The sequence below is a fragment of the Pedobacter superstes genome (assembly GCF_037622515.1).
GTDB lineage: Bacteria > Bacteroidota > Bacteroidia > Sphingobacteriales > Sphingobacteriaceae > Paradesertivirga > Paradesertivirga superstes.
In genome coordinates, this window is the sequence record NZ_JBBJCN010000002.1 from 215,204 (window position 1) to 231,421 (window position 16,218).

General features: G+C 40.5%; 12 protein-coding genes and 1 pseudogene. 7 read left to right on the forward strand and 6 right to left on the reverse strand.

Annotated elements, in window-relative coordinates; all coding sequences use genetic code 11:
- Positions 1–3: 3 nt before the first annotated feature.
- Genes WG906_RS06320 through WG906_RS06330 form a run of 3 tightly spaced genes read left to right on the forward strand, consistent with a single transcriptional unit; the run spans position 4 to position 1,810 of the window.
- A complete protein-coding gene (locus tag WG906_RS06320; protein ID WP_339991701.1) occupies positions 4–837 on the forward strand; it encodes a universal stress protein in 834 nt (277 codons plus the stop codon).
- The gene (locus tag WG906_RS06325) at positions 830–1,387 is read left to right on the forward strand and encodes a YeeE/YedE family protein (RefSeq protein WP_339991702.1); all 558 of its coding nucleotides are present in this window, start codon (positions 830–832) and stop codon (positions 1,385–1,387) included. Before WG906_RS06320 ends, WG906_RS06325 begins: the two co-directional genes overlap by 8 nt.
- Before the next feature lie 9 nt (positions 1,388–1,396).
- Positions 1,397–1,810 (forward strand): DUF6691 family protein, encoded by a 414-nt coding sequence (locus WG906_RS06330; protein ID WP_339991704.1) that lies wholly within the window; start codon positions 1,397–1,399, stop codon positions 1,808–1,810.
- A 624-nt stretch (positions 1,811–2,434) separates the two neighbouring features.
- On the opposite strand, the gene WG906_RS06335 is transcribed toward WG906_RS06330, so the two are convergent.
- From WG906_RS06335 to WG906_RS06345, 3 genes are read right to left on the reverse strand one after another with little or no spacing between them, the layout of a single operon-like run.
- Complete coding sequence (locus WG906_RS06335; protein ID WP_339991705.1) at positions 2,435–2,554, reverse strand: hypothetical protein; 120 nt, start codon at positions 2,552–2,554, stop codon at positions 2,435–2,437.
- Between the two features lie 40 nt (positions 2,555–2,594).
- Positions 2,595–2,903, reverse strand: a complete 309-nt coding sequence (locus WG906_RS06340; RefSeq protein WP_339992254.1) for an NAD(P)/FAD-dependent oxidoreductase — start codon at positions 2,901–2,903, stop codon at positions 2,595–2,597.
- On the reverse strand, positions 2,904–3,044 hold the full coding sequence (locus WG906_RS06345) for a hypothetical protein (RefSeq protein WP_339991706.1): 141 nt from the start codon (positions 3,042–3,044) through the stop codon (positions 2,904–2,906).
- A gap of 395 nt (positions 3,045–3,439) precedes the next feature.
- Here WG906_RS06345 and WG906_RS06350 point away from each other — a divergent pair, with 395 nt between their 5' ends.
- The 3 genes from WG906_RS06350 (at position 3,440) to WG906_RS06360 (ending at position 9,194) form a co-directional block, all read left to right on the forward strand.
- Positions 3,440–5,224: a chloride channel protein gene (locus WG906_RS06350; RefSeq protein ID WP_339991707.1), complete on the forward strand. Its 1,785-nt coding sequence runs from the start codon at positions 3,440–3,442 to the stop codon at positions 5,222–5,224.
- Positions 5,225–5,523: 299 nt separating this feature from the next.
- Positions 5,524–7,722 carry a B12-binding domain-containing radical SAM protein gene (locus WG906_RS06355; protein WP_339991708.1) on the forward strand — a complete coding sequence of 733 codons (2,199 nt, stop codon included), beginning with the start codon at positions 5,524–5,526 and terminating at the stop codon, positions 7,720–7,722.
- A gap of 2 nt (positions 7,723–7,724) precedes the next feature.
- Entirely contained in the window at positions 7,725–9,194 is a 1,470-nt protein-coding gene (locus WG906_RS06360) for an FAD-binding protein (RefSeq protein WP_339991710.1), read from the forward strand.
- Positions 9,195–9,777: 583 nt separating this feature from the next.
- Here WG906_RS06360 and WG906_RS06365 read toward each other — a convergent pair.
- A complete protein-coding gene (locus WG906_RS06365; protein WP_339991711.1) occupies positions 9,778–12,267 on the reverse strand; it encodes a DUF4982 domain-containing protein in 2,490 nt (829 codons plus the stop codon).
- 278 nt (positions 12,268–12,545) lie between these two features.
- Here WG906_RS06365 and WG906_RS19435 point away from each other — a divergent pair.
- Positions 12,546–12,728 (forward strand): annotated as a pseudogene (locus WG906_RS19435) (hypothetical protein); the annotation flags it as partial.
- Positions 12,729–13,101: 373 nt separating this feature from the next.
- Here the strand turns inward: WG906_RS19435 and WG906_RS06370 are convergent.
- Both WG906_RS06370 and recQ read right to left on the reverse strand, forming a co-directional pair.
- Positions 13,102–13,476, reverse strand: a complete 375-nt coding sequence (locus tag WG906_RS06370) for a hypothetical protein (RefSeq protein ID WP_339991712.1) — start codon at positions 13,474–13,476, stop codon at positions 13,102–13,104.
- 165 nt (positions 13,477–13,641) lie between these two features.
- On the reverse strand, positions 13,642–15,771 hold the full coding sequence (gene recQ, locus WG906_RS06375; RefSeq protein WP_339991713.1) for a DNA helicase RecQ: 2,130 nt from the start codon (positions 15,769–15,771) through the stop codon (positions 13,642–13,644).
- Between the last annotated feature and the right edge of the window lie 447 nt (positions 15,772–16,218).

Consider the following 16,218-nt stretch of genomic DNA (forward strand, 5'->3'; position numbering starts at 1 on the left):
AAAATGGAAAGTTTAACTATTCTGATTCCCGCCGACTTCTCTAACTTGAGCTTTCTCGCATTAGATATGGCAAGCATATTATCTCGAAAGCTGAATGTCGAAGTTCATTTGCTTCATGTGTTACAAGTAAACGACGCGGACTCCGACTTTCAGGAAGGCCTTTTAAACTCGAATCTTGAAAAGGGAAAGCAGGCAGCCTTGCAAAAGATGGAATTTCTGAAAGCTCAGGGATTCACCTTCGAGCCACACCTGCGTACAGGAAAATTAACAGAACAAATCAATAACACAGCTTTTGAACTAAAGGCGGATTTGGTTGTGATGGGAACAAATGGCTCTGAAGGTTTTATGGAATTTATTTCCGGATCGGAAGCGCAGCATGTGGCAAGACACCTACAAATACCGGTGCTTACCATACGTCCGGGAACACCGATGCTTGAGCTGAGAAATATTTTGCTCGTTGCCGACTTTCAGCTTTTCGGAAAAGGTGCGCAAATAGGTATGATAAAAAAGCTGGCCACTGCTTTTGACAGCACCATCCATTTATTACAGATTCTGACGATTGAAGAAGAAAAACATTCGGAACAAATTATAGCTCAGATGAAGTTTTTTGCTGAAGAGCACCAGCTGGAAAAATATGAAACACACCTGTATCGCGATCATAAAGTCGCCAACGGAATAAAAAACTTCAACCGCGAAGCAGAGATGGACCTGGTATGTATCAGAACACACGGACGCAAAGGAATTGAACATTTGTTATTTGGCAGTATTGCCGAGCGCTTAGTGAATCATTGCATCAGACCATTATTGACATTTCAATTAAAAAAACAACATGCTTGAACTACTTCGACAGCCATGGCCCTGGTATATATCCGGCGCGGCCATCGCTCTTATCATGATATTGCTCTTATTTTTCGGGAAATCATTCGGTGTATCGGCAAACCTTCGCACCATATGTACCATCGCAGGCGCCGGGAAAAGAGTAAAGTTTTTCGATTTCGACTGGAAAACGCAGAAATGGAACCTGCTCTTCCTATTTGGTTCGGTACTTGGAGGAGTAGTTGCCTCAACTATCCTGGGAAGCGATGAGCCGCTTAGGCTATCAGCAGCAACGATCGAGGATTTGAAAGGATTAGAAATAGCCTTTGATGGTGGATTAAATCCTTCTCAGCTTTTTGGAGCAGATGTTCTCACATCACCGAAAGTAATAATAGTATTACTCATTGGAGGAGTACTGGTTGGATTTGGAGCCCGGTATGCAGGAGGGTGTACCTCAGGCCACGCTATCAGCGGACTTTCCAATATGCAGCTCCCCTCCCTGATAGCAGTAATCGGATTTTTTATAGGTGGTCTGGTAATGACTCATTTACTATTACCAATCATATTTTAAGGAGATAAGATGAAAGGATTAAAATATATTTTAACAGGGCTGGCTTTTGGCCTGATAATGGCCAAGTCTGAAGCCATTTCATGGTACCGAATCCAGGAGATGTTCCGTTTTCAATCGTTCCACATGTACGGAATTATCGGAACAGCAGTGATGCTTGGGGTATTGGCAGTATTTCTTATCAAAAAATTCCGGATGAAAGACACACAAGGAAATCCAATTACATTTCAGGACAAGGATAAAAGCTGGCCGCGGTATATCATCGGTGGGTCAATCTTCGGACTTGGCTGGGCATTAACGGGAGCATGTCCCGGACCAATGTTCGTAAATATTGGTTATGGATACTGGGCAATGATTATTGTAGTCATCGGAGCGCTTGCCGGCACCTACTTATATGGGATAATTAAAGATAAACTTCCTCACTAAAGCAAAAAGGCAATGGTAATTACACTTCTTCTCGCACTATTTGTGACCTTAACATCCCGGGCTCAATTTCCTGTGAAGGCCACAAATTAACTAAAGCCCCCCGGTCTAAGAGTCAGCTGATCGCTCCGGAAGTCCTGGCTGCTATGATAGAAAACTCTAAAGCTGCTAAACCGGTCATTTTCAACATAGCTGTGGGCGAAAAGTTCAAAGGCGTGAAATATGGGTGCAGAAATCGACCGGAACAATAAGGGCGACCACACGAATGAGCGACAAAATTGAATTAGGCCTCCGCCGTAACTGGAAGCAGTTTACGAGCGCTGGCAAACACAGTTGGCCGCAGAAATCTCCTCATTTACGGATGGCTTTTTGCAATCCCTGTGCCGATCATACTCATCTACACAAAAAGCTTGGCTTTGGTAATTGCTTCTAATATTCTTCTCGGGGTAAGTCAGGGTTTAAAATGGTCATCCACAGTAGTGATGAAGATTCATTCCAATTTCTTTCAATCCATAACCCTGTGTGCTTAGGATAAGGGGCAGCAATCCCAAGACCATTCCGTCATTTGGATTGTTTACCAAACCTGCCTGAGTAATAGATGACAAATTGGGATGTCGAAGAGTTGTGTCAAGAAAAATGCTGCTTCTTTGCTATAGCAGCTATAGGAAAATCAAGCGGAGCCAGAATCTGATTACTCATCTCGATTACGCTACCCTCAAGTCCCAGGGCATGAAAATTTTCTGCCATCTCCAGTCCGATAAAACCGGCGCCTATTACCACAGCTTTTTTAGCCTTCGACGGCTAAGTATCGTTTAATATAGTCGGTATCGGCTACATTCCTGACAGTGAAAATTCCTTCGTTTTGAATTCCTGGTAAAGCGGGCTTAATGGGTGTAGCACCCGGCGACAACACAAGTTTGTCGTAAGTTTCTGTATACTCTTCTCCGTTCAGCCGGTTAACCGCTGTATCTATTTTCCCCGAACGGTCAATGGAACTTACTTCCGTACTTATCCTTACATCTATTTTGAAGCTGGTAGAAAAAGAAACTGCTGTTTGAACAAACAGCTTATTTCGGTCTTTGATAACATCACCGATTTAATACGAAAGTTCGCAATTGGCGTAGGATATATACTGTCCCTTTTCAAAAATGACAATTTCTGCATGCTCGTCAAATCTTCTTAACCTTGCTGCTGTGCTGGCTCCACCGGCCACAGCGCCTATAATAATGTATTTCACGTTCTCTTTTGTTCCTCAAATCTCCTCATATAGGAAAGGGAGGTTGGTGACAATTGTCACACAGCAGACGTGTATGTGGTCATACTTTTGTATGAGGCCTCTGTGCGTTTCATCAGGGGTGACACCTGAGGGAAAAACCTATTCAAAGTAGAGTCCAAAAACCCAGGCTTTTCCGCCCCTGATCCTTCCTTCATTGAACATCTGTCATCTTAAAATCTACCAACCATCAGAATAACTATTTTCAACAATACCACCAAACTATTGAGATAATTGCAATTTTTATCCTATTTTGTCATCACAATGTTTTTACAATCCTCACTTGTTACTTATTGAAAAATATAAAACGATTAAAAAAATATCTCAAATTAATCACCCGGATTAAAGAAAACGGGTACATGGCTTACCAGAAAGCTAAAATTCATGAAGTGTTGTTTTATTGGTTAAAGCATAAGTTATCCAGAACGCACTTTTTGTTACTATCGGGTGTTTTAGTGGGATGTTCTGCTGGATTAGCTGGAGTCCTGTTAAAAGTTCTGGTACATCAAATTCATCATACTATCACCACTAAAGTTCATTTTAATGATCAGCTTTACTATTACGCATGCCTTCCGTTTTTTGGCATCGTCTTAACTTCCTTAATTGTGATATATTTTTTCAAGGGACAGGACAGAAAGGGAGTACCTGCGATCCTCTATGAAATAGCAAAAAATGCGAGCCTGGTCTCCCCTGTTAAGATGTATTCTCAGGTCATTCAAAGCGCCGTTACTATAGGATTTGGAGGTTCCGCGGGCTTAGAAAGTCCAATAGCTGTTACCGGGGCTGCAATTGGTTCAAATTATGCTCAAAATTATCAGCTAAGCTATAAGGAACGAACATTACTTTTAGCAGCAGGGGCAACCGCGGGGATTGCCGCCGCATTTAACGCCCCAATAGCCGGGATGATGTTTGCTTTCGAGATATTATTAACCGGGGTTGTCTTCACAGACTTTATACCACTGGTCGTTTCTGCTGTGTGCGGCAGTTTGCTTTCAAGAATAATCTTAAACGAAGATATCCTCTTTCAGTTTGGCAAACGTCATACATTCGACTACCATAACATTCCCTACTATCTTGCCCTCGGCATAGTTACCGGGTTATATGCTCGCTATTTCGTTGTTATATCGCAAAAAGTAGAACACTATTTCCAGCGCATTGAACTTTCACATTTACAGAAAGCTATTATTGGTGGCTTAGCTTTATCCCTGCTGTGTTTTCTATTTCCCCCTTTGTTTGGCGAGGGTTATGAGAGCATAAAAGACATGATTAACGGTAAAATATCTGTTATTATTGAGAACAGTTTCTTCAGCTACTTTGCTCCTGCAAATTGGCTTGTTATTCTATTCCTAACATTGGTATGCACTTTCAAAGCTTTTGCAGCTTCAATTACCATTCACAGCGGGGGGAATGGTGGTAATTTTGCTCCTTCGTTGTTTGCGGGGGGAGCTATGGGATGCCTTTTTGCAACTATTTGCGTTCAGCTAGGTTTTGCTGAGGTTCCTGTAACAAACCTTATCATTGTTGGAATGGCCGGAATGATGAGTGGAGTTTTGTATGCCCCCTTAACGGCTATCTTTCTAATTGCAGAGTCCAGCACAGGTTATGACCTGCTGATACCGTTAATGATTGTTTGCGTCATCTCTTTCTTAATCGCTAAATGGTTTTCTTCTATCTCTCCCGATTTGAAACATCTTGCCGAAACAGGAAAAATATTTACCAAAGAGTACGATAAAAACTTATTATTATTAATAAATGTATCAGACCTTGTTGAAAAGGACATTTCAACTATTCCCATAAAATCATCTTTCGAAGATTTGATTGAGGTTATTAAAAGAGGAAAAAGAAACTTAATTGCAGTATTAGAGGGAGACAATCATCTTGTTGGCACTATATCAATTGATGATATCCGGCCCATTTTATTTGAACAAATAAGACCACAAGCCGGAGTAGCTGAGTTAATGAAGTCTCCACCGGCAGTAGTATCAGAAGATGAGGATATGCTTTCCGTTGCCAATAAGTTTGATCAAACGGGAACATGGGTATTGCCAGTTATTGACACTAAAGGTTGTTTCCTGGGATTTATTTCTAAATCGTCTTTCTTAAATACCTATAGAGAAATTTTAAAGGAGCATTCTGGCATTTAACTTCCAAGTGACCTCACATCCGGCAGATGACTAGAGTGGACAAAAGGGAAAAAATACGCGTTCGAAAACTGGACATTTGTCACCACAGGCCCATCTCTTCTCCCATAACATCCCAAATTTTTTAGGTTCTTAGCATTAATAACAACCGCATTGGTGTTTTGCATAACTCACACTCAGCCATGCCAAAAAAATGCATGGCATTAAACACCTGTAAATCCTGTTTTAACAAAACCCTGAACAGATTCTTTTCAAAATAAAATACGGTAACTTTGCATGGCAATTCCATAAATTTTGTAAAATTGAGTCCGACAATACTTTTTATTACCCCTCCATTTACCCAATTAAATACGCCTTATCCTGCTACAGCTTATTTAAAAGGATTTTTAAACACAAAGAACATCCCTTCTTACCAGATGGATTTGGGTATTGAAGTTATTTTAGCTCTGTTTTCATCCGCCGGATTAACCAACCTGTTTAAAGAAGTAACTAAAAAGCAGGGTTCGCTATCCGACAACAGCCAGAGAATCGTTCACCTTCAGAAAGAATATATTAAAACTATAGATGCCGTTATTAACTTTTTGCAAGACAATAACCCAACCCTGGCACATGTAATTTGTCAGGGAAATTACTTGCCAGAGGCATCCAGGTTTGCGCAGCTGGATGATTTGGAATGGGCTTTTGGCACCATGGGTACCCGGGATAAAGCGAAGCATTTGGCCACACTTTACCTGGAAGATATTTCTGATTTAATTGTAGAGGCTATCGATCCGCATTTTGGCTTTAGCCGGTATGCAGAACGGCTGGGAAGGTCGGCTTCTACGTTTGATGAACTGGATAGTGTTCTAAATCGTCCGGATAGCTTTATAGACAGCATTTTAACCGATATTTTAAAAGAGAAAATTGAACAGGTAAAACCAGATTTAGTAGCTCTTTCTGCCCCTTTTCCAGGTAACCTCTACAGTGCTTTTAAATGCGGACAATGGATTAAACGGAATCACCCATCGATAAAAATTGCATTAGGCGGAGGATACGCCAATACAGAATTAAGGTCATTACAAGATCCAAGGGTTTTTAATTACCTCGATTTCATTACGCTGGATGATGGGGAAGCACCTGTTTTTCACCTGATCGAATATTTAAAAGGCGAACGTAATAAAGCCGACTTAAAAAGAACTTTCGCTTTAGAAAACGGCATTGTTACTTATTTTAACGGTTCTAAGGAATTTGATTATGCGCAACGGGATGTAGGCACTCCGGATTATTCTGATCTGCTTTTAGATAAATATCTGTCTGTAATTGAAATGGCCAATCCGATGCATCGTTTGTGGAGCGACGGCAGATGGAATAAATTAACCCTGGCACACGGTTGCTATTGGGGTAAGTGTACTTTTTGCGATATATCATTAGATTATATTAAAAGATATGAACCTGTTACGGCCGCTTTGCTGTGTGATCGTATTGAAGAAATCATTAAACAAACAGGTCAGAACGGATTTCATTTTGTGGATGAGGCTGCTCCTCCGGCTTTACTGCGGGACCTGGCTTTGGAAATTATCCGGCGAAATTTAACCATCGTATGGTGGACAAATATTCGGTTTGAAAAAAGCTTTACACTGGATTTGGCTATACTCTTAATGGAATCGGGCTGTATTGCTATTTCCGGAGGACTGGAAGTAGCTTCCGATCGATTGCTGAAATTGATTGATAAAGGCGTAACGGTTGCCCAGGTAGCAAAAGTTACCGAGAATTTAACCCAGGCCGGCATTATGGTGCACGCGTATTTAATGTACGGCTTCCCAACTCAAACCACCCAGGAAACTATTGATTCATTAGAAATCGTTCGGCAGCTATTTATGAATGGTATCGTCCAATCCGGCTTTTGGCACCAGTTTGCCATGACGGCTCACAGTCCTGTTGGATTAAATCCTGATCAGTTTGGTGTAAAAAGGGTAAGCCAGAAAATGGGAACTTTTGCGAACAACGATTTAGCTCATATTGATAAAAACGGCGCTGATCATGAGGCATTTAGTGAAGGTTTGCGTAAGTCGTTGTTTAACTACATGCACGGTATATGTTTTGATTTTACCCTCGATAAATGGTTTGATTTTAAAGTGCCACGCACCACAATATCCCCGAACTTTGTAGAACAGGCGCTGGCTTTTCCTGAACCCAAAGTTATTAAACCCAGCACAAAAATTGTTTGGTTGGGCAGCTCTCCTGCTGTTAAATATTACCAAAAAAAAGGAAAAAAGAAGGCTATAAACATGGCAGCCTTAACTTTTTACAGTAAAAAAGACACGTTTATAGTACATACCAAGGAAGAATGGGGACGATGGTTAGCTGATACCTTGCCTTTGCTTTCGGTAAATCGGGAAGCAGTATCTTCTTTTGCGGAAGTAGAACAACGTTTTAATGATTCCGGAGCTGGCGATTTCCAACATTTTTTGAATAGCGACACCTTTACAGAATTAAAAGAAAATGGCTTACTGTTTTTGTAGCAATGAAAAGAAAACACATTTTTAACTTGCTGATTGTAGGAGTAATTGTTTTCATTTCCATTCCCGCTATTCACTTAGTAATAACTCATCTAAATCAAGTCCACGTCAAAGCTGAAATAATAAAAGGTTATACAAATGATGCAAGCGGTTTAAGCTTAACAGAGGTTGATTCTATCATAGACGTTCCGAAGTCAAAAGTTGAAATAACTAATCAACTGAAAGAGATTCTTAAATATTCAGAATCAAACGAAATTCCAATTTCTATTGCGGGTGCCAAACACAGTATGGGCGGACACACAATGTATCCGCACGGAATAGTCTTGAATATGAGACCGTACAAAGAAATGCAAATTGACACCACAAATAATATTTTGACCATTGGTTCGGGTGCTTTATGGGAAGATGCCATAAATTATTTAGACCAATTCAATAAGTCTATCGCTGTAATGCAGGCTTTCAGTTCATTTTCAATTGGTGGTTCAATAAGTGTGAACGGACACGGTTGGCAAAAGGATTCTCCCCCTATTTCTTCAAGTGTCATTTCGTTTACTTTAATGAATCATAACGGTGAAATATTAAATTGTAGTCGCACCGAAAACCAAGAGTTATTTAGTTTAGTTATTGGAGGTTATGGACTTTTTGGGATTATTCTTGATGTTAAGCTTAAAGTTGTCGACAACGAAGCTTTGAAGCTTAAATATATTCAATTACGCCCGGAGAATTATGTAAAAAATTATAAGATATTGATTTCTGGCAACCCGAAAGTACAACTGGTATTTGGGCGACTACGTATTACAGAAAAGCATTTCCTAGAAGAAGCTTCACTTACTTACTTTGAGAAAGCTGCTGAAAAACCTAGCTCCTTGACGAAACACAATCAAAAAATTGAAGATTCAAAACGACTGGTTTTTAGAAGCAGCGTAAACAGCGACTATGGAAAAAGATTGCGTTGGGATTTAGAAACAGGAATTAGTAAAGTCGCTAAAAACATTGTTTTTTCACGAAATGAGTTATTGAATGTCAACGTAAAAATAATTGAAAATGCGGATTCAAATTCTACTGACATTTTACACGAATACTTTATTCCAGAAAGGAATTTCATGAAATATATCAATGAGCTTAAAAGCATTTTGCCTGATAAAGACGTTGATCTGCTAAACATAACGATAAGAGGTGTTCACAAAGACAATGACAGTTATTTAAATTATGCAAAGGAGAATGTGTTTGGTTTTGTTTTTTTGTTCAACCAGGAGAAATCTGAAAAGGAGGAAAAAGAAATGAAAAAAATAACCGACCAATTAATTGCAATCGCCATCAAAATGGAAGGAACTTATTACCTGCCATATAGGTTACACATTGACAAAAAGGCTTTTCAAACAATTTACCCTCAAGGTGAAGAATTTTTTAAGAAAAAACTAAAGTATGACCCAGACGAATTATTTAAGAACAAGTTTTACGACCACTACAAATAATAGAACGGCATGCAGTCAGTCTCATAAATCAAAGTAATTAGAAATGATTTAAAAACTGCCGGACTTTTAAGTAAAATAGCTAAATAAACATCACATTTCATTTAAACGACTCTTTTGAGACTTTTATCGTCAAAAAATACAGTATTGATAAGTTGTGCAATTTGCCCTTTAAACCATTAGTTAGGTAATGGCTTACCTAAAATATAAAAAATGAAAAAGTATATAGTGTTATTTCTATTTTTTATAAGCTACGCTTTGCAAGGGAAATCAAGTGACACGATTAGAATATATTTTGATATAGGCAAGAAAGATATAGGAGAAAACAATCAACTGTTGAACAATCTTATCAACTTACCGCAAAAGTGTCAGCACCATGTTGCAGCAGAAATCCACAACTAAAGCGTTCCTGATTGTACTTCGGTTCAAAGAAATCGACCTTGTTTACCAAAATTATATCATCTAATTTCTTTTGTGATATTTTCTCCTGCCCAGAGCATCCCGTGAAAGCGGAGCTAAGAAGTATTATTAATAGGAAGTGTTTCATGGCTAGGTCTTACCTGGTTAATTAACTAAATGCATATTCTTACCTTGATTTTATATTAATCTCTGAAGCTCTTAAGCCCTTTCCTGTTACCGACAATTTGATGTCACCCGCACTTGCAGCCGATTGTACCAGAACCACCAGCTTACCATTAAATAACTTCATAGTCGGCAAATGGAACTGTTCCAAAGAAGTGGCATCGCCATTACAAGCTGCGCGGTAAGATCCCTTGCCGGTGACACTGAATTTTAACTGTTCGTTTACATTCGGACAAGGATTTCCTTTTTCATCAAGCACCGAAACTGTTACGAAAGAAATATCCTTCCCGTCAGCCTTGATTTCAATTCGATCGGGATCAAGAACCAGTTTATATGGTTTTCCTGCGGTAATCACAGTTTTTTCTGAGGCTGCCTTGCCGTTCTTATCATATGCTACTACCTTTAACACGCCCGGCTCATATTTTACATCCATCCACATTAAGCGATATTTGCTTTGGGCCGTTGCATTATTTTTTTTCTGCACGCCCATGCTCTTGCCATTCACAAAAAGCTCTGCACTATCGTAATTAGTATAAACAAATACGGGGGTAACCTGTCCCTCTCTACCCTCCCAGTTCCAATGAGGAAGGATATGCAGGGTTTCGGAATTCGTGTTCCATTTACTGCGGTATAAATAAAATCTGTCTTTAGGCAGTCCTGCTAAATCTACCATGCCGAAATAAGAACTCCGGGCCGGCCATTTATTATCGTAAGGGGTGGGTTCTCCCAAATAGTCGAACCCTGTCCAAACAAATTGGCCTATTACCCAGGGCTTGGTATCCTCCAGGATGAAGTCATCTTCCGGAAGGTTCGACCAGCTGCAATATTCCAAATCATAGGATGAGCATTGATGATCAGGATATTGCTTTTCGACACCCTTTACTACGGGAAACTTGTATACTCCTCTTGAACTTACTGTAGAGGCAGTTTCCGAGCCGAGAATAAAACCCTGCGGGAAAGATTTAAAAGCATCCTCGTAAAGATGAGTACGATAATTCAGGCCGGGAATATCAAGCAAGGCGCCAAATCCGGAAGCCATTGTGGCTTTCACCTGGTCCATTCCAACGGTTACCGGACGAGTGGGGTCTTCCCGGTGAAAAATTTCCTGCAGCCATTTCGCACGTTTTACTCCTTCAGCTCCAAATTGATCGGGGACTTCGTTTCCGGAACTCCACATTACAATGCTGGGGTGATTACGTGTGGCATGAATCAGGTTCACTACATCCTTTTCTGCGTCGGTATTGAAGAAGCGGTTGTAGCCATTCTTGACTTTTGGTCTCGCCCATTCATCAAACGTTTCTGCCAGGAACATAAAGCCCATCTCATCGCAAAGTTCAAGTTGCTCTATAGATGGCATATTGTGAGAGCTTCGTATCGCGTCACAACCCATATCCTTAAGAATGCGCAATTGCCTGCGCAGGGCCGCTACATTTATGGCCGCACCAAGAGGACCAAGGTCGTGATGAAGACATACCCCTTTAAATTTACGAACCTTACCGTTTAAACTGAAGCCTGATGCGGCTGTATAGCTTATGGTGCGTATCCCAAACCTGGTCTTAGTTTCATCCTTTAGAACATTTCCTGCAAAAAGTTTAGTAACCGCAGTATAGAGATAAGGTGTTTCCGGGCTCCATAGCTTTGGATTTTTTACAGCTATGTTCTGTTCAAATTCATTTCCGAAAAAAATCTGGCTTTTGTCGGATGCAACAGTGTCGCCCTGCGCATTTAAAATAGAAGTAACCACACGAACATCGGCTCCAGACACCTTGGTCTTGATATTTACTTTAGCCAATTCTGCAGAAACGACCGGGGTGGTAACATAAGTGCCCCATTGATCGATGCTTTCCTGGTTCTTAACAATGATTTGCACCTTACGATATAATCCGGCTCCGGGATACCAGCGAGATGACAAACCTTTGTTTGATAATTGAACGGCCAGGGTATTTTTCTTGCCTGGTATTATTTGCTTGCTTATGTCGAAATAAAAATAATTATAACCGTAATTCCATTCTCCAACCTTTTCGCCATTCAGGAAAACTTTCGGTTCGCTCATTGCGCCCTCGAATACTACCAATACTTTTTGGCCCGGCTTATAATGCGGAAGCGTAAAGTTGTTTCTATACCAACCTTCGCCGATGTAAGGAAGCGATCCGGTTCTACCGGTTTTTTCAGTTGCAACTTTCTCTCCGTTTTGGACAATAGCTACTTCCTGCTTATCGATTTCTTTGTCGAATGGACCATAAATAGCCCAATCGTGAGGAACGGTGACCGTTTGCCATTTTTTATCATTAAACTCTTTTTGGTACGCGAGAGCATTCCCACCTTTGCTAAACTTCCAGTTATCATCAAGCTCGGTTACTACCCTAACCTGTGCAGATGAAAATTGAGCCAGAAGGAAAAAAAGAATGTGTAATGCGGGCTTTACAGAATTGACAAATCGGTATGTACAGTTTAATAATGGGTAATTATCAGCGGTCTTGGTCGGTCTAAACATCAATTTTTTTATCAGATTGGGAATATGCTAATAAACGAAATTATTGTGAGGTTTTATTTTGATTTGAATTTGGTTTTTGAAACCTTCGGAACAATCTTTAGTGTATGTTTTAAATACTTTTATGGATGGATTTACAAAAACACCATTGTTCTAGTCTGAGGCAGGCAGCAGGATGACCGAAGGGAGAAGGCTGGGGCATTTTAAACTAAAAAATTCATTATAAAATTTAGATATATGAATAAAAAGCTCCGTGGTTTGACTGTTCGCAGCAAGCGCGCGAGCAATTTATCGAATATAAGACGGTGAAGCTGGAGATCGAAATATTTGAATTATACCGCAGCAAAAACGAGCAGTATTTAATTTCTAAGCGCCGCAACTGGGCTCAACTCTATAAGAAATACATGACATTGTTGAACCCCAAAAACAACCTGTTAAAAAAGACTGATGGGAAGTATCTCTGAGTTCTTCAGCGGCTTCCCATTTTAACGCAAGCATCCGTTTGCGCAATTATATATTTGAATTTCGGGCAATTTTTTCCTCCTGCATAATCTTTGGCACAACAAACTGTTTTTTTAAGGCAGAATGAAGAAATTTCTGACAAACATTGTCAGTCTACAAATTCTGATACATTTTCATCATCACCATGTTCTGACTGATCTTTGCTTATTACTATAAAATTTTCCATAACACTTATTTATATTTCTACAAATTAAGCTCGCTCGGTGCGATTAAAGAATGATGCAGGTCACCATCATACATGACTTTGGGCTCTTATGCCATAAAAAAGGAAGAAATAGGTACAGCACAAGCGGACGCTTGCCAGGGGGAGTGATATTAACGATAATTTGAGTCTCTTAAGACGCTCTTTAGAGACAATGAATCGTTTTCCCAGGTAATTTGCCACTCTTTTTCCATTGGAGATCCATTAGAGTAATATCCGTAAGAATCATAAGATATGTCTTTTCTGGAATTTGAGAACTGAAGTTTATAACTACCATCATTCTTTAAACTTTCGCTAAAACATAAGTCTTTTGCCACAGTGCTATTGCTATTCGCATCAATTACAACTGAGTCTACGCCATTGGACATCATTAAATGACAAGGGTCAGTGCTCTTATTTATAAGCGAGATCTTAACAGAGACCGAGCATAACTTATCCTGTTTGCAACCTGCAAGACTAAATATAAATATTATCGCTATCCATTTCATAGGTTGATTTCAAGACATGTGTCACTTGATTTTCCGGCTAAGATAGCAAGAATCCTTATGCGAAAAACAAACAACAACTTTTAGCAAGCTGCCCTTTGTCGCGATGAGCGGCGTGTAGTTCAGTTTGTGTGGATTAAACAAATTCTTTAATTCCTACCGGCAACATCAGTTCAATAACACTTTCTTCCGCTCGAGTACAGCCATAGCCAAACGAATTTTATGATACGGTATTTGTTCCTGTAAATACTCAAACAAAGGCTTTAAAGCTTTACGTTCGCCGGTAATTTCTATTGCCCGTTTAACAATTTTCACCTCTTCATCGGAGACTAAGGATGAAATGCTGCCTATTTTGTTATTGATGTACAGGTAGGCAATGTGCGAGTATATTGTAGTTTCATGAAGTCCCCTTTTTTCGGCGGCTTGTGCCGGAGTCATTCCCGATTTCAATAGTTCAAGAGTATCCTGGTAGGTATCTGCCTTCGGTTTTTTGGATTTGGTTCCATCCAGGAAATTGCTGATCGTATCCAGGAAGGCCTGACCATATTTCCACATCTTATGTTCCCCGACCCCCGAAATCTGCATCATCTCCTCCGCTGTCAGGGGCTCCTCCTTAACCATTTCCTGCAATACCGCATCACTGAAGATGATATAAGCCGGTACATCTTCCTGCGTTGCAAAACGCAGGCGAACCTGTTTTAAGCGACTAAATAAATCTTCTTCCGGCTTAACCGAAACCCTGGTATGTTTTCTCTCTGCCGGCTTTTCAACTTTTACCAGAGGTTGAAGTATGGTCAGCTCTATTGTTTTTCGACCGAAAAGAATGTCTTTGCCGGAAGGCGTAATCTTCAAAGCGAAATTTTCATCGTAGGCCATTTCAATGACCCCAAGATTCAGCATCTGCATCAGGTAGCGTTGCCAGTCAACTGCTCCAATCTCTGCGCCTGCCCCGTGTGTCCTTAAGGAATCATAGCCGGCTTGCATTATTTCTGTTTTACGCGAGCCGCGCAAAACATCTATAACCATGTTGGCCCCCTCTTTTTCTCCCATTCGGTAAATGGCCGACAATGCTTTTTGTACCAAAATAGTTCCATCAAAGTGCTTTCGCGGATTTTTACATACATCACAATTACCGCAGTTCTCGTCAAGGCTTTCAGAAAAGTAGTTTAGCAGAATTTTACGCCGGCAAAAATCAGCCTCAGCATAATGCTGAATTCGTTTTAGCTTTTCTAAGTTAATTTCCGACTGGGCACTTTGAGCTGCAAACTTATTCAGCATTGTTAAGTCTGCGTAGTTATAATACAGGATAGTTTCGGATGGAAGTCCATCACGGCCGGCCCGTCCGATCTCCTGGTAATAACCCTCCATATTTTTTGGCAAATTATAATGGATCACCCATCGAACATTCGATTTATCGATCCCCATTCCAAAGGCAATAGTTGCGCAAACCACCTGCAGTTTATCATTTATAAAATCCTCCTGAACTTTTGCCCTGGCATCTCCACTCATTCCGGCGTGATAGTAACCGGCATTGATGCCATAGTTTCTCAATGCTTCGGCCACATCCTGACAATTATTGCGACTCAGGCAGTAGATAATTCCGCTTTGGTCTTCGCGCTTATCGATAAAGGCGGCTATTTCCTGAAGCTTTTCTTTCGTTTTAACCCCAATGCGCACATCAAGACTTAGATTTTTCCTGTCGAACGAAGAGATAAATACACCGGGCGAATCTAATTTGAGCTGTTTAAGAATGTCCTTCCGGGTAACTTTATCTGCAGTTGCTGTTAAAGCGATAAAAGGAACATGGCTAAATTTTTTTCTCAGCAGGCCTAATTGTGTGTATTCTGGTCGGAAATCATGGCCCCAGGAAGAAATACAATGCGCTTCATCAATGGCAAACATCGAGGGTTTGGCCATTTGAGTGATCATCTGCAGATCTGAAATTAACTTTTCTGGCGAAACGTACAGCAATCCTATTTCCTTTTTATAACAGGATTCCAGAATAGTCTGCTGCTCTTCCTGCGATTGCGAACTATTTAGAAATGCAGCGGCTATGCCGTTTGCCCTTAATGAATCAACCTGGTCTTTCATCAAAGATATCAGCGGAGAAACTACGATACAAATGCCGTCCAGCATCAATGCCGGGATTTGGTAACACACAGACTTACCTCCGCCAGTTGGCATCAACACCAGTACATCGCGACCAGAAACTACCTGCTGTATGATTTCTTCCTGCTGCGCCCGGAAGGTATCATACCCAAAATATTTTTTTAAAATCTGATTGGCGGCTGATGGCATTTTATGAAGATGACCCCAAAAATAGAAAATCCTTTTGGATGTGGCGAACTGCTCATAGCCGCAAGGCCTATCTCTTTGTCTTGACACAAAAGAGAGAAAAAGTCAAGGCTGTCGAGTTTTGAGCTAAAAGGCAGAAATACGGCTATCTGCAATCCGAGGGCGCTGGTTGTTTACTTACGTATGTTACTTTCTGCAACGCTTCTTCGGATTGCTTCCTTGCAGCTTATTATGTTCTTTTCTGCAAGCCTTCTTTCAACCTTTCTTAAGGCTCAGTCCACTGAGGCCGTCTTGCATGATGCACTTGGCGCTTGGGCTGACCAATATGCAAGGAAACCTCAATATCGATGAAAGTTGAAAGGAGCCAGATTGCACTAATTCACCGAAGCGCGAGCGGTGGCCCGAAAAGAAAGGCGGCCGAGCATCTTTCTTTTCTTGATTTTTTTGGTA